The 13715-nt window shown below is 69.8% G+C and carries 14 protein-coding genes and 1 pseudogene; 9 read left to right on the plus strand and 6 right to left on the minus strand.

The window, feature by feature from the left end:
- The first annotated feature begins 64 nt into the window (after nt 1-64).
- The 7 genes from ACTWP6_RS10350 to ACTWP6_RS10380 all read left to right on the plus strand — a co-directional run bounded on the left by ACTWP6_RS10350 (nt 65) and on the right by ACTWP6_RS10380 (nt 7232).
- Nucleotides 65-1834: an alpha/beta hydrolase gene (locus ACTWP6_RS10350; RefSeq protein WP_443187569.1), complete on the plus strand. Its 1770-nt coding sequence runs from the start codon at nt 65-67 to the stop codon at nt 1832-1834.
- 92 nt (nt 1835-1926) lie between these two features.
- Entirely contained in the window at nt 1927-2667 is a 741-nt protein-coding gene (locus ACTWP6_RS10355) for a cutinase family protein (RefSeq protein WP_443187570.1), read from the plus strand.
- Between the two features lie 174 nt (nt 2668-2841).
- Nucleotides 2842-3711 carry a LysR family transcriptional regulator ArgP gene (locus ACTWP6_RS10360; protein ID WP_443187571.1) on the plus strand — a complete coding sequence of 290 codons (870 nt, stop codon included), beginning with the start codon at nt 2842-2844 and terminating at the stop codon, nt 3709-3711.
- A gap of 23 nt (nt 3712-3734) precedes the next feature.
- Nucleotides 3735-4499: a precorrin-6A synthase (deacetylating) gene (gene cobF / locus ACTWP6_RS10365; RefSeq protein WP_443187572.1), complete on the plus strand. Its 765-nt coding sequence runs from the start codon at nt 3735-3737 to the stop codon at nt 4497-4499.
- On the plus strand, nt 4496-5968 hold the full coding sequence (locus ACTWP6_RS10370; protein ID WP_443187573.1) for a cobyric acid synthase: 1473 nt from the start codon (nt 4496-4498) through the stop codon (nt 5966-5968). The genes cobF and ACTWP6_RS10370 overlap by 4 nt, the downstream gene beginning before the upstream one ends.
- On the plus strand, nt 5968-6711 hold the full coding sequence (locus ACTWP6_RS10375; protein WP_443187589.1) for a cobalt-precorrin-6A reductase: 744 nt from the start codon (nt 5968-5970) through the stop codon (nt 6709-6711). The genes ACTWP6_RS10370 and ACTWP6_RS10375 overlap by 1 nt, the downstream gene beginning before the upstream one ends.
- Nucleotides 6708-7232, plus strand: a complete 525-nt coding sequence (locus ACTWP6_RS10380; RefSeq protein WP_443187574.1) for a bifunctional adenosylcobinamide kinase/adenosylcobinamide-phosphate guanylyltransferase — start codon at nt 6708-6710, stop codon at nt 7230-7232. The genes ACTWP6_RS10375 and ACTWP6_RS10380 overlap by 4 nt, the downstream gene beginning before the upstream one ends.
- A 3-nt stretch (nt 7233-7235) precedes the next feature.
- On the opposite strand, the gene ACTWP6_RS10385 is transcribed toward ACTWP6_RS10380, so the two are convergent.
- From ACTWP6_RS10385 to ACTWP6_RS10410, 6 genes are all read right to left on the minus strand, one after another.
- Entirely contained in the window at nt 7236-7532 is a 297-nt protein-coding gene (locus ACTWP6_RS10385) for a hypothetical protein (protein ID WP_443187575.1), read from the minus strand.
- Between the two features lie 95 nt (nt 7533-7627).
- Nucleotides 7628-8263 carry a 5,6-dimethylbenzimidazole synthase gene (bluB, locus tag ACTWP6_RS10390; RefSeq protein WP_443187576.1) on the minus strand — a complete coding sequence of 212 codons (636 nt, stop codon included), beginning with the start codon at nt 8261-8263 and terminating at the stop codon, nt 7628-7630.
- Entirely contained in the window at nt 8260-9033 is a 774-nt protein-coding gene (locus ACTWP6_RS10395) for a cobalt-precorrin-4/precorrin-4 C(11)-methyltransferase (RefSeq protein ID WP_443187577.1), read from the minus strand. Before ACTWP6_RS10395 ends, bluB begins: the two co-directional genes overlap by 4 nt.
- 35 nt (nt 9034-9068) lie before the next feature.
- Complete coding sequence (locus ACTWP6_RS10400; RefSeq protein ID WP_443187578.1) at nt 9069-10310, minus strand: amidohydrolase family protein; 1242 nt, start codon at nt 10308-10310, stop codon at nt 9069-9071.
- 76 nt (nt 10311-10386) lie between these two features.
- The gene (locus tag ACTWP6_RS10405) at nt 10387-10965 is read right to left on the minus strand and encodes a TetR family transcriptional regulator (RefSeq protein WP_443187579.1); all 579 of its coding nucleotides are present in this window, start codon (nt 10963-10965) and stop codon (nt 10387-10389) included.
- On the minus strand, nt 10962-12008 hold the full coding sequence (locus tag ACTWP6_RS10410) for a LacI family DNA-binding transcriptional regulator (RefSeq protein WP_443187590.1): 1047 nt from the start codon (nt 12006-12008) through the stop codon (nt 10962-10964). Before ACTWP6_RS10410 ends, ACTWP6_RS10405 begins: the two co-directional genes overlap by 4 nt.
- A gap of 159 nt (nt 12009-12167) precedes the next feature.
- On the opposite strand from ACTWP6_RS10410, the gene ACTWP6_RS10415 reads away from it, so the two are divergent.
- Nucleotides 12168-13583: a sugar porter family MFS transporter gene (locus ACTWP6_RS10415; protein ID WP_443187580.1), complete on the plus strand. Its 1416-nt coding sequence runs from the start codon at nt 12168-12170 to the stop codon at nt 13581-13583.
- Nucleotides 13580-13715 (plus strand): annotated as a pseudogene (locus ACTWP6_RS10420) (2-keto-myo-inositol dehydratase); the annotation flags it as partial. The gene ACTWP6_RS10415 and the pseudogene ACTWP6_RS10420, both read left to right, overlap by 4 nt.

Consider the following 13715-nt stretch of genomic DNA (forward strand, 5'->3'; position numbering starts at 1 on the left):
CCGTCGCGGGCCGCGGCTATAAATAGACAAACATTGACTAATGTCTATTTATAGCGGGGGGCGTATGGGAAGCCGCTGGACCGTTCTGTTCGGCACCGGACTAGTGGCCGCCTCGATGTCGGGCGCGGTTCTCGTTGGTGTACCCGCTGCCTGGGCGATGCCGGTCGACGGTGGCACGGGGACGCCGTCGGCTGCCGAAACCGATCAGGGCGGTGACACCGACGACGCAGGAGCGGTCGGCAGGCTCGACGAGGTGGACGGGGCCGACGCACCCGAACCGGTCGACGAGGTTGAGGAGGTCGAGGAGTCGGAACCGGTCGACGAGACCGACGAGCCCGAACCTGCGGCCGAGCCGGGAACCGACCGACAGGGCGACATCGAGAATGAGACGGCCGGACTGGACCGAATCGCACTCGGCGACAGCGGTTCCAGCGCGCTGGAGAGCGGGCCCGACACCGGTTCCGAGGCCAGCCCCGGGACCGGTGTCGCGGACGATCTCGAGACCGCGGCTCTGGTCGACGGCACCGTTGAGCCGGCCGGCGAGAACATCATCGAGACGGTCGGGGCTGACGCCGCCGAGGTCGCCGAGCTCGCACCTGCCGCAACGCTGGACCCCGAGTCTGACGGGCGCGCGGCGGCCGCCACCACGGCGGTGCGGATGAGCGCCGCTGCAGCGACGTCACCCGCACGCGCGCCGTCGTTGCTCAACGTCGTCGGGTCGCTGGTGCTCAACGTGCTCGTGGGCTTCATCCACCTCATCGACGGCCCGCCGGTGCTGTCGCCGAACAGCACCGTGACGGTGCGGACTTCCCGACTGGACCTGCCGATCGGAGCCGGCCGCAGCGTGCAGGCCGACTGGTACTTCCCGGAGACGGTAAACGAATCCACGCGCCTGGTGTACTTCCAGCACGGATTCCTGGCCAGTGGCCCGATGTACAGCCACACCATCGCCCGGCTCGCCGAGCGCACCAACGCCATCGTGGTGGCGCCGTCGCTGACATCGAACTTCTTCGCTCCCGACGCCGCGTGGGTGGGCGGGTCCACGATGCACCGCGCCGTCGCCGAGCTGTTCGTCGGAGACCGTACCGCACTGGTTGAAAGCGCCTCGGCCGCAGCCGAATATGACATCGGGTTGCCGAACAGGTTCGTGTTGGTGGGCCATTCGGCCGGCGGCACGCTGGTCACCAGCGTCGCCGGCTTCCTGGCCGACAACGGCGCCATCGAGGACCTCGCCGGGGTCGTCATGCTCGACGGGGTGGAGCCGGCGGGGTCACGTCTGGTCAGCGATGCGCTGGCCAAACTGCGCGGCGACAACGACCGGCCGATCTACCTGATCTCCTCGGAGCGATACTTCTGGAGCCGCGGAGGGGACATGGCCGACAAGCTTCGACTCGCCCGCCCGGACCACTTCAACGGCGTGGGCCTCGTGGGCGGCCTGCACATCGACTACATGGAGGGCGGCAACCCCGTCGTGCAGTTTGGTGAGTACGTCGTCGGTGGGTTCTCGCTGCCCCGAAACATCAAGGCCGCGGCGGACATCACGGTCGGCTGGGTCGACGATCTGTTCTCCGGCACCACCTCAGCCGGCGTGTACGGCGTCCCCGGCCAGAGAATCCCGGTCGCAACAGCGGCGGGCAGGGCCACTGCGGTGGTGCTGCCGCTCGGGGTGCCCGCCCGGCCGGTGTGGCCGCCGCTGCTCGACGCGCTGCTGACAGCGATCTTCGATTTCGCCGGCCACCACCTCTTCGTCTACGGGCCACTGCGCGGTTACCAGACATCCGGCCACCCGATCACCAGCCACCTGGTAGCGGCGGTGGGTGCCAGCCGCCATTGAGGGGGTTGTCGGCTCCGGATGGAATTTTCTCGGTGGGCCCGGAGCTTTCATAGGTTGTCGCCGCGGGGGCGGCCACGACCGAGGAGAGCTCTATGTCCGCTCGCTGTTCGACCGCCCATGCCGTCTCCGGTAAGTCCGTCCGCCGCGCCCTGGTGATGGCGGGGGCCGGGGGCGCGCTCGCCGCCGGCCTCATCGGGCCGGGCGCCGCGAGTGCCCAAGCCGACGAATCCTGTCCCGACGTGGAAGTGGTGTTCGCACGCGGCACAGCCGAGCCCGCAGGACTGGGGCGGGTCGGCGATGCCTTCGTCGCGGCGCTGCGTAACGAACTGGGCGGCCGCACCGTCGCCACCTACGCGGTGAATTACCCTGCCTCTTACGACTTTCTGCAGTCCACCCCGGTCGGCGCTGACGACGCCAGCGCACACATTCAGGCAATTGCGGCGAGCTGCCCCGCCACCAGCATCGTGCTCGGCGGCTACTCCCAGGGCGCGGCGGCGATCGACCTGATCACCGCAGACCCGAACGCCACCTTCGGGTTCGGGCGCCTCATGCCGGCACCCGTGGCCGACCATGTGGCCGCCGTGGCGGTGTTCGGCAACCCGTCCACCAAGATCGGCCGGCCGCTGAGCTCGATCAGCCCGCAATACGGGGTGAAGACGATCGACCTGTGCAACGGTGCCGATCCGGTGTGCTCCGACGGCGACGACCGCCCCGCGCACAGCCAGTACGTCCAGACCGGAATGACACAGCAGGCGGCGGATTTCGTCGCCGCGAGGCTGGCTGCGCACAACCGGTCCGACGTGGTGATCAACGCGTCCGGCACCGCGGGCTGACCGACGGCGGCCAGGCCTGGCGCGCGCATTTACGGTCGTAGAGGTCGGCGTCGGCGCGGTCAGCGGCGCGGTGGCGGCGGCCACCACCGCGACCACAGCGCCATCGTCCAGGGGCACCACGACAGCAGCCGAGAAGACCTCGGGAACTGCGACGCTGTCGCTAGCATCTCTGCTGTGGCCGATCAGCTCGACACCGCGCACCTGGCCGCGTTGTCGGCGGTGGTCGAATACGGCAGCTTCGACGCCGCCGCCGCCCACCTGCACGTCACCCCGTCGGCGATCAGCCAGCGGATCAAAGCCCTCGAGCAGCGGGTCGGCCAGGTGCTGGTGCTGCGGGAAAAGCCATGTGTGGCAACTCCGGCGGGTGTCCCGCTGCTGCGGTTGGCGGCACAGACGGCGCTGCTGACCGCCGAGGCGCTCGCCGAGATGCGCGGCGGCAGCGCGGACCTGCCCAGGATCGCGCTGGCGGTCAACGCCGACTCCATGGCGACGTGGTTCACCGATGTGTTCGCCCGGCTGCCGCAGGTGCTGTTCGATGTGCGCATCGAGGACCAGGACCATTCTGCGCGACTTCTGCGGGAAGGGGTGGTGATGGGGGCGGTGACCACCGAGCGCACACCCGTGGCCGGCTGCCGGGTGCACCCGCTCGGCGTGATGCGCTATGTGCCGGTCGCCTCGACGGCCTACGTGCGGCGGTACCTTCCGGACGGCTTCACCCGCGAGGCTGCCGCCCGGGCACCGTCGCTGGCGTGGAATCGCGACGACGCGCTGCAGGACCAGTTGGTGCGCAAAGTCTTTCGCCGCGACATCGATCGGCCCACCCACTTCGTGCCCACCGCAGCGGGGTTCGGTGCCGCCGTGCACGCCGGGCTCGGTTGGGGCATGTACCCGGTCCAGCTGCTGGACGGCTCGTTCGTGCCGATCACCGACGCGCATCTTGACGTGCCGCTGTACTGGCAGTGCTGGAAGCTCGACAGTGAAACCGTCCGGCAGGTCACCGCGGCCGTCGACGCGGCCGCGGCGGGGCTGCTCCGCGAGCGGTGAGCGCGGCCAGGGACAATCACTGCATGGGCGCGGCGGTCAGGATCCGGATTCTCGGTGTCGGCATGGGTCCCCAGCACGTCACCCCAGAGGTCGCCGCCGCGTTGAACACCGTGGACTACGTGCTCGCGGCGGAGAAATCCGCGGACGACCGCCTGCTCGCGCTGCGCCGCGAGATCGTCGAACGCCACGGCAGCGCCGAGCTGGTGGCGCTGCCCGACCCCGCCCGGGACCGCTCCACGGCCCTGAGCACCAGCGGTTACGAATCCGCCGTCGCCGGCTGGCACGACGCCCGCGCCGCCCAGTATGCGGAAGTCCTGCGGGAGCGAGGCGGCACGGCGGCGTTCCTGGTCTGGGGCGATCCGTCGCTGTACGACTCGACGATCAGGGTGGTCGAGAAGGTGCGCGACCGGCTGAGCCCGCAGGTCTCCGTCGATTTCGACGTGCTTCCCGGCATCAGCGCGCCGCAGCTGCTGGCCGCCCGGCACCGCATCGTGCTGCACGAGGTGGGCCGGCCGGTTCACGTGACGACCGGCCGGCGATTACAGGAGGCGGTCTCCGCCGGGCTGGACAACATCGTCGCGATGCTCAATCCGCCGCCCGAACGGGTGGACTTCACCGGTCTGGACGACTGGACGATCTGGTGGGGCGCCAACCTCGGCGCCCCGGGCGAACGCCTCGTCGCAGGCAGGCTGGCCGACGCGCTGCCCGAGATCACCGAGGCGCGCGCGGCTGCCGACGCGCACGACGGCTGGGTGATGGACGCGTTCCTGGTCAGGCGCAACCGGTGACCGGCCTGCTGGTCGCCGGCACCACCAGCGACGCCGGAAAGACCGCGGTGACCACCGGGCTGTGCCGGGCATTCGCGCGGCGCGGGTTCAAGGTCGCGCCGTACAAGGCCCAGAACATGTCGAACAACTCGATGGTCTGCGCGGGGGACGGTGGTGCAGCCGAGATCGGACGCGCGCAGTGGGTGCAGGCACTCGCCGCGCGCGCCACCCCCGAGCCCGCGATGAACCCGGTGCTGCTCAAACCCGGTGGCGACCGCCGCAGCCACGTGGTGCTGATGGGCCGGCCGTGGGGGCAGGTGTCGTCGTCGGACTGGCTGGGCGGCCGTCGGCCACTCGCGGAGGCGGCACACGCCGCCTACGACGACCTGGCCGCCCGCTACGACGTCGTCATCGCCGAAGGAGCGGGTAGCCCGACCGAAATCAACTTGCGCGCAGGTGACTACGTCAACCTCGGGCTGGCACGGCACGCGGGGCTGCCGACTGTCGTGGTCGGCGACATCGACCGCGGTGGCGTGTTCGCGGCCTTCTTCGGCACCGTCGCGCTGCTCTCGCCCGAGGATCAGGCACTGATCGCGGGCTTCGTGGTGAACAAGTTCCGCGGTGAGCAGGCGTTGCTGGAGCCCGGATTGCGCGATCTGGAACGGTTGACGGGACGTCGGGTGTTCGGCACCCTGCCGTGGCACCCTGACGTCTGGTTGGATTCCGAAGACGCGCTCGAACTCACGCACCGCGGCTCCACCCGCCCGGGCGCACGCCGGGTCGCGGTGGTGAGGCTGCCGCGGATCAGCAACTTCACCGACGTCGACGCGCTGGGTCTGGAGCCCGGGCTCGACGTCGTATTCGCCTCGCAGCCAAGCGCTCTGGCCGACGCGAACCTGGTGGTGCTGCCCGGAACGCGCTCGACGATCGCCGACTTGGCCTGGCTGCGCACCCGCGGCCTGGACCGCGCGGTACTGGCCCATGTGGCGGCGGGAAAACCGGTGCTCGGCATCTGCGGTGGCTTTCAGATGCTGGGCCAGACGGTCCGCGACCCGCACGGCGTCGAAGGATCCACCGCCGAGGTGGCCGGACTCGGTCTGCTGGATGTCGAGACGAATTTTGTTGTGGACAAGGCACTCCGGCTGCCCGAAGGGCAGTGGGGCGGGGTGCCGGCGGCCGGCTACGAGATCCACCACGGCCGGATCACCCGCGGCGCCGGTGTCGAGGAGTTCCTCGGGGGCGCCCGCAGCGGGCAGGTGTTCGGCACGATGTGGCACGGCGCGTTCGAAGGTGATGCGCTGCGCGCGCGGTTTCTGGCCGACGTCCTCGGTCTGGTGCCGTCGGGCGTCTCGTTCCCGAAGGCGCGCGAGCACCGCCTCGACCTGCTCGGTGATCTCGTCGAGCAGCATATCGATGTCGACGCGCTGATCGACCTCGTAGGCAGTGGTCCACCGTCGGGACTACCGTTTCTTCCGCCGGGGGCGCCGTGATCCGAATCCTGTTGCTGGGCGGCACCTCCGAGGCGCGGGCGCTCGCGCACCTGTTGACCGCCGACGGTGTGGAGGTCACCACGTCGCTGGCCGGCCGCGTCAACGAGCCCCGACTCCCGGTCGGGGAGGTCCGCATCGGTGGGTTCGGCGGAGTCGACGGCCTGCGCGCGGCGCTGCGCGACTACGACGCCGTCGTCGACGCGACGCACCCGTTCGCGAAGAACATCTCGGCCAATGCGGCCGCGGCGTGCCACCAGGCCGGCGTGCCGCTGCTGCGGCTGGAGCGGCCGGGCTGGGCCGACCGCAGCCGTGACAGCTGGCACTGGACCGACACCCACGAGCGGGCCGCCGCCGCTGCGGCGCGGCTCGGGCGCCGGCCCTTTCTGACCGTGGGACGCCAGGAGATCGCCCGCTTCGTCCCCGATCTTCGCGATCACGCCGTGCTGGCCCGGGTGGTGCAGGCCCCGGACGTCACGCTGCCCGCCCGCTGGCAACTGCTGAACAGCCGCGGCCCCTACGAACTTTCGGGAGAGTTGCAGCTGATGCGGGAGCACGGCTCCGATGTGCTGATCACCAAAGACTCCGGCGGAGAACACACCTGGCCCAAGATGGATGCCGCGGAACGGCTCGGCATACCCGTGGTCGTAGTGCGCCGCCCGCCCCGCGCCGCCGGGGTGCCCACCGTGCACGACCTCACCGACGCTACGGCCTGGGTGCGCAGCCTCCCCCGGGTGGCGACGTGAGGATCCTGGTCACCGGCGGAGTGCGGTCCGGAAAATCCCGGCACGCCGAAGAACTGCTGGCCGCAGCCGAACGCGTGACCTACCTGGCCCCGGGCCGTCCCGCCGACGGCACCGATCCCGATTGGGACGCGCGGGTCGCCCAGCACCGCGCCCGCCGTCCCGCGCACTGGCGGACCGTCGAGACCGCCGATGTCGCCGCCGCGATCCGTGACGCCGACGGCTCCGTTCTGGTCGACTGCCTGGGCACCTGGCTGACCGCGGTTCTGGATCGAGAAGATCTGTGGGAGAGGGACTCTCATGAGATCCACGATGTGGTCGCCCTCCGAATGTCGGCGCTGTGCGCCGCTCTGGCCGAGACACCGGATGTGGTCGTGGTGACCAACGAGGTCGGCCTCGGCGTCGTGCCGTCGCACCGGTCCGGGGTGCTGTTCCGCGATCTGCTGGGCACCGCCAATCAACGTGTCGCGGCGCTGTGCGACGACGTGCACCTGGTGATCGCCGGCCGCGTCCTGAAGCTCTGAGGCTCAGCGCGATGGTTCGGGGACCTGAGCCTCCCAGCGGGCCCGCCGCTGCGCGTCGCTCTGCTCCCACCAGGGCGGCGAACCCCGCTCGCCCAGCGCGATCTTGACCGTGTTGACGGCGGCGCGGGCCGCTGCCTCACCGTCGGTGCCCTTGGTGCGGCGCACCTCGCGCCGCCACGCCATCAGGATCCGGGTGAGTTCGGCTCGCCGGTCCTCGGGTATCGCGGGATCCGTTGCACGCCAACGGCGTCTGTCGATTACGACGAAGTGTCCGTCCTCGGTGGTGGGTGGCCCGCCCATGTCAGTCGATCCTCACCTGAATCTCGCGAACGGTCATGACGCCCATCATGTCTCAAAACGCGTAGCGGATTCGGCAGGACGGCACTTCCGCAAGCTCAGTGCCCGTAGCGCTCCTCGTGCAGCACCGCCTCCAGCGACGACCGCGCCCGCCAGCCGAAGCGTTCCAGGTCGGGTACGTCGGGCAGGTCGCTGACGGGGCCGACGCACAGCCACGCCACCGGTCGCACGTGGTCGGGCATCCCGAGCAGCGAGCGCAGGAAGTCCTCGCGGTAGAACGACACCCAGCCGACGCCGAGCCCCTCCGCGGTCGCGGCCAGCCACAGGTTCTGGATCGCGCAGACCACCGAGTACAGGCCTGCGTCGGGGATCGCGTGCCGGCCCAACACCTGAGGGCCGCCCCGGGTCGGGTCGTAGCCGACGACGACGCCGAGGCCGGCTTCGCAGATCCCTTCGATCTTGATGCGCCGGAAGGTCTCGGCGCGCTCGCCGGACAACTCGGCGGCGAAGGTCTCCCGCTCGGCCACGACGTGGTCGCGGAACATCCGCAGGGTCTGCGGCGACCGGACCAGGATGAAATCCCAGGGCTGCGACATGCCGACCGACGGTGCCGCGTGCGCGGCGAGCAGCACTCGCTGCATCACGTCGTCGGCGACAGGCGCGCCGGTGAACTCCCTGCGGGTGTCGCGGCGGCGGTTGATGACGTCGTACAGCGCTGCCGCACCGCCGTTCACCGAGTACCTCCCGACCGGTCCCGCGCCGGGTCGTACAGGAAGCTCTCGCCCGCCTCAGGATCCGGCCGGCCCGCCAGCGCCCGGCCCACCAGAATGACCGCGGCCTGCCTCAGGCCGGCCTCCTCCACCGCGTCGGCGATGTCGGCGACCGTGCCGCGCAGCACCCGCTCCCGCGGCTGGGAGGCCCGGTACACCACCACCACCGGGCAGTCGGGTCCGTAGTCGGGTTCGATCTCGGCCATCAGCGCCCGGATCCGGGTGATCGCGAGGTGCAGGACCAGCGTCGCGCGGGTGGCGGCAAAACTCTTGAGCGACTCGGTCTCCGGCATCACCGTGGAACGCTGTTGGGTCCTGGTCAGCACCACCGACTGCGCGACCAGCGGCACGGTGAGTTCGCGGCCGACCCGGGCCGCGGCGGCCGCGTACGCCGGTACCCCGGGCGTCACGTCCCAGGGCACGCCCGCCGCGTCGAGCCGCCGCGTCTGTTCGGAGACCGCCGAGTACACCGACGGGTCACCCGAGACCAGCCGCACCACGAGCCGACCCGACCGGTGACCGGCGACGAGCCGCACGACGATCGCGTCCAGGTCGAGGTGCTCGGTGTCGACGAGTTCGGCGTCCGGCGAGCAGCCAGCCAGCACCGCGGGGTCCAGATAGGTTCCGGGATAGAGCACCAGCCCGGCGTCGGCGAGCAACCGGGTGGCGCGCACGGTGAGCAGATCCGCGGCGCCCGGGCCCGCACCGACGAAGTGCACCGCACGGTCATTCATCGGTTCGGAGTCTAGATACGGGCGCCGCCGGCGCCTCAGGCGGTGGTCAGCGCCGGAGGCTTAACCGCCGCCGGGTCCGGGTTGACGATCGGCAGTCCCATGAACCGGCGCGCGTTGTCGCCCATGAAGTCGTAGGTGCGTCGGACGTCCATGCCCTCGGCGTACTTCCAGAAGCCCTTGGGCTCGGCCAGACCCTCCGGATGCGGGTAGTCCGAGCCGAACATCACCTTGTCCCAGCCGACGGTGTTGACGACGTCGGACACGCAGCCCTCCCAGAACGGGCTGACCCAGATGTTGCGGCGGAACACGTCCAACGGATGTTCGGGGAAGTTCTGCGGCATCTTCTTGGCGAGTTCCTCGAAGTCGTTGAACAGCGGGAAGATCCACGAGCTGCCGTTCTCGACACTGGCGATGCGCAACTTCGGGAAGCGGGTCAGGGTGCCGTGGCAGATCAGGCTGGTGATCATGTCCGCGATCTCGCGGTGGCCCAGCACCATCCAGCGGAAAGCGCTCATCGCCATGAAGTTCTGAGTGTGCGGCGGCTCCCACCTGCCGACGTAATCATCGAGCGGGGGATAGCTCGCGTGCAGCACGATCGGCAGTCCCGCCGCCTCGACGTCGCGCCAGAAGGGGTCGAACTCCGGCAGGGCGGGCGAGCGCCAGCCGCGCAGCCCGTTGACCGGGCCGGGTTTGATCAGCGCCACCCTGGCGCCGTGGGCCAGCACGTACTCGAGTTCACGCTGGGCGCCGTCGACCTCGGACAGGTTGATGATCGGCGTGGAGAACACCCGGCCCTGATGGTCGAAACTCCAGTCTTCGGCCATCCACTGGTTGAGTGCGTGGATGACGGCCAGCGTCAGCTCGGGATCGTCGGCGGTCGCATGCTCGATCAGGCTGGCCAGCGTCGGGTAGTTCAGCGCCTCGCGCACGCCCTGGCGGTCGAGCTCGGCGACGCGGTCGGCGGGGTTGCGGGTGGCCGCCGGCGCCGCGATCGCCGGGCCCTGCATCTCGCGCAGCGTCAGGCCCTCGGAGTTCTGGCCGGCGAAGAACTTCTCGTGGGCGCCGGGGGCGGCGACGCGCTCGAAGGTCGGGTTCGGGATGAAGTCGGACACCCGGTTGTTGATCACGATCCTGGTGTGCCGGCCGAACTGCGCGTACTGCACAGCCCGGCCATAACGCTCCGGCAGATATCTGGTCAGCGCGTCCGGCGTCTCGTACATGTGCTGGTCGGCGTCGAAGATCGGCGCATCGCGGAACTGCCCGGTTGAATCTGCCATCGTCACCTTCCGGTCGCCCGTCCGAGGGCGTCCTGGGCGATCTTACTGTAATAACGACGGTAAGCGTGTCGGCCCGCTACTCCGGCAGGCCCCTGTCGAGGACGTCGAGTGCGTTGAGAAAGGCCTCGCCGGACATCGGCGCGTCGTCGGAGGCGGCCATGAACACGCCCATGATGGCCCCGGCGGTGACGCGCATCTGGTCGTCGTCCTCAGGCCGGTCGAGCCGCTGGGCGATCGCCGTCGTGAGCCGCCGGATCGCCTTGACGTGCTCGTTCCACAGCGCCCCCTTGGCCTCGGGGAGCGAGTACAGCAGCCGCTGCCGGGCGATCACGTAGTCGAATTCCGTGCCCGCCATCGCGGCGAACACCTCGGCGGCGGCGTGCCGGTACGCGGCCACCGGCGACAGTTCCGCCGGCGCTGCCAGGAACGCCTCGATGATCGGCGCGAACAGGTCGTCGGAGAACAGCACCGATTCCTTGGTCGGGAAGTACCGGAAGAACGTGCGCGGAGAGACCTCCGCGGCCTCGGCGATCTGTTCGACGGTGGTCTGCGCGTAGCCGTGCCGTTCGAACAGCCGGAACGCCTCGCGGCGCACGGTCTCGCGGGTGCGCGTCTTCTTGCGCTCCCGCAGACTGGGCCGCTCGTCGGAGTTCATCCCTCGATTGTGGCAGCGGCACCTGAGTGCGAGCTGGGCCGACCGTGACGATCCGGCGACGGCGGCGCCGTCGTTCCGCGCACGATCAGCGTCGGTTCCAGCACCACATCGGTTGCGCGCGACGACCCTTCGACGAGCAGCTGAATCGCCAGCTCCACCGAGCGCCGAGCGATCTCGCCCGCATCCTGGTGAATGGTGGTCAGGTCGATTCGCGGGTTCTCCGACAGCCGGCTGTCGTCGTATCCCATCAGCGACACTCGACCGGGGACATCCACGCCTGCGCGGGTGAAGACGTCGAGAACGCCGAGCGCGCAGCGGTCGTTGCCGGCCAGCACCGCGGTCGGCAGCCTCGGCGCCGCCAGCATGGTGTGTGCCGCGGCGGCGCCGGCCTCCTCATTGTGGGCACCGGGGATCACCACGATCTCGTCTGCCAGTCCGTGCGCGCTCATCGCGCCCCGGTATGCGCGCAGCCGGTCGGCCGACCCGGGATCCTTGCCGCCGTCGACGTGGTGGATACGGCGGTGGCCCAGCCCGACCAGATAATCGATCGCCTGCCGGATGCCCTTGGCGTCATCGGTGCGCACGGTGGCCAGCGGCAGCTCGCCGTCCACGCCGGTCAGGCGCCGGCACGCGACCACCACCGGCGCCCGCGCGGCCAGCCGGGCGTAGAAGTCCTCGTCGGACCTCGGGCCGAGCAGGATCAGTGCCCCGCACCGGTGGCTGAGCAGGGAGTCGACGACAGTGGCCTCGGTGCGGCCGGGCAGGTTCGCCGACAGCAGCACCTCGTAGCCGAGTCGTTCGGCGGCCGGATAGATGTGGGTGATCAGTTCGGCCTCGAACAGCTGCCGGATGTCGCTCATCACGCCCAGGGTGCGGCTGCGGCCCTGAGCGAGCAGGCGGGCCGCGGAGTCGGGCCGGTAGCCGATCTCGTCGGCGATCGCCAGCACCCGCTGCCGCGTCTCGTCGCTGGCGCCGGGCTTGCCGTCCAGGATGAAGGACACGAGCGTGCGCGACACCCCGGCGCGTTCGGCGACGTCGGCCATCGTGGGCCGGCGTGGCGCGGCGCCGGGGGGGCGTCGGCGCGGTGTGGGCACGAGCGGGGTCCTTTCGACGAGTGACGGTTGACACATTCGGACCGCCCGGTTCATAGTAGACCTCACGCGCGTTACTAACGCGCGTTAGTTCCCGAAGCGAGGTTCCCGGTGTCTGTTTCAACCCCACGCGATCAGTCGGGTCGCTTCCTGACGAAGCTCACCGTCATCGCCACCCTCGGCGGTCTGTTGTTCGGCTACGACACCGGCGTCATCTCCGGCGCCCTGCTCTACATGAACGACGACCTGGCGTTGTCGCCCTTCGGTGAGGCCACCGTGGTCAGCTCGCTGCTGTTCCCCGGCGCGGCATTCGGAGCGCTGTTCGGCGGACGGGTCGCCGACCGGATCGGGCGCAAGCGCTCGCTGCTGGTCTGCGCGGGTCTGTTCCTGGTCGGCGCGATCGGCTGCGCGCTGGCGCCCAACGTCCAGATCATGGTCGCCGCGCGGATCGTGCTGGGCCTCGGAGTCGGCGCCGCCGCCGTGACGTGCCCGCTGTACCTGGCCGAGATGGCGCCGGCCGAGCGTCGTGGCCGCATGGTCACGATCAACGAACTGATGATCGTCACCGGACAGATGCTGGCCTTCGCCACCAACGCGCTGCTCGACCACCTCGTCCGCGATCCGCACGTATGGCGGACCATGCTCGCGGTGGCCGCCGTCCCCGCGGTCGCGCTGCTGATCGGGATGCTGGTGCTGCCGGATTCCCCGCGCTGGTACGCGCTCAAAGGCCGACTCCCCGAAGCCCGGAAGGTGTTGCAGCTCAGTCGCAATCCGGTCGAGGCCGAGACCGAGTACGCGATCGTGGTGGACCACACCAGCCACATGCTCAAGAGCACCAGCACGCCGTTCTCTGTGATCCGCGACGTGCCGTGGATCCGCCGCGTCGTGCTGATCGGGTGCGGACTGGCGATCGTGCAGCAGGCCACCGGAATCAACACCGTGAACTACTACGCACCGACCATCCTCGAGCAGAGCGGTCTCGGGGTCAGCGCCGCGCTGGTCGCGACCATCGCCGTCGGCGTCACGTCGGTGATCACCACGATCATCGGCATCATCCTGCTCGGCTACATCGGCCGGCGCACCATGCTGCTCATCGGATTCGCCGGGGTGGCCGCATCGCAGGCGGCGCTCGCCGCTGTGTTCCTGTTGCCGGAGAACACCACTCGCAGCTACGTGATCCTCGCCTGCATGGTGCTGTTCGTCGGCTTCGTGCAGATGTTCATCGGAACCTGTGTGTGGCTGCTGCTCTCGGAGATCTTCCCGCTGTCGGTGCGCGGCTTCGCCATGGGCATAGCGGTTTTCGTGCTGTGGTGCACCAACGCGGTCATCTCGTTCCTGTTCCCGCTGCTGAACAACGCACTCGGGTCCACCGGAACCTTCGCCCTCTTCGTCCTGGTGAACATCGGGTCCTGGATCTTCGTGCACCGCCTGGTGCCCGAGACCAAGGGCACGACCCTCGAAGAACTCGAGGAACGTCTGGAAAGCCAGGGCGCCCCGACATCGACCATCGAAAGGACACCTGTATGAGCAGCATTCGTGTCGGCTCCGCGCCGGATTCGTGGGGGGTGTGGTTTCCCGACGATCCGCAGCAGACGCCCTACACCCGTTTCCTCGACGAGGTCGCCGAGTCGGGCTATGAGTGGATCGAGCTGGGCCCCT

Origin of the sequence: Mycobacterium sp. 4D054 (assembly GCF_052245755.1) — a bacterium.
Classification (GTDB): domain Bacteria; phylum Actinomycetota; class Actinomycetes; order Mycobacteriales; family Mycobacteriaceae; genus Mycobacterium.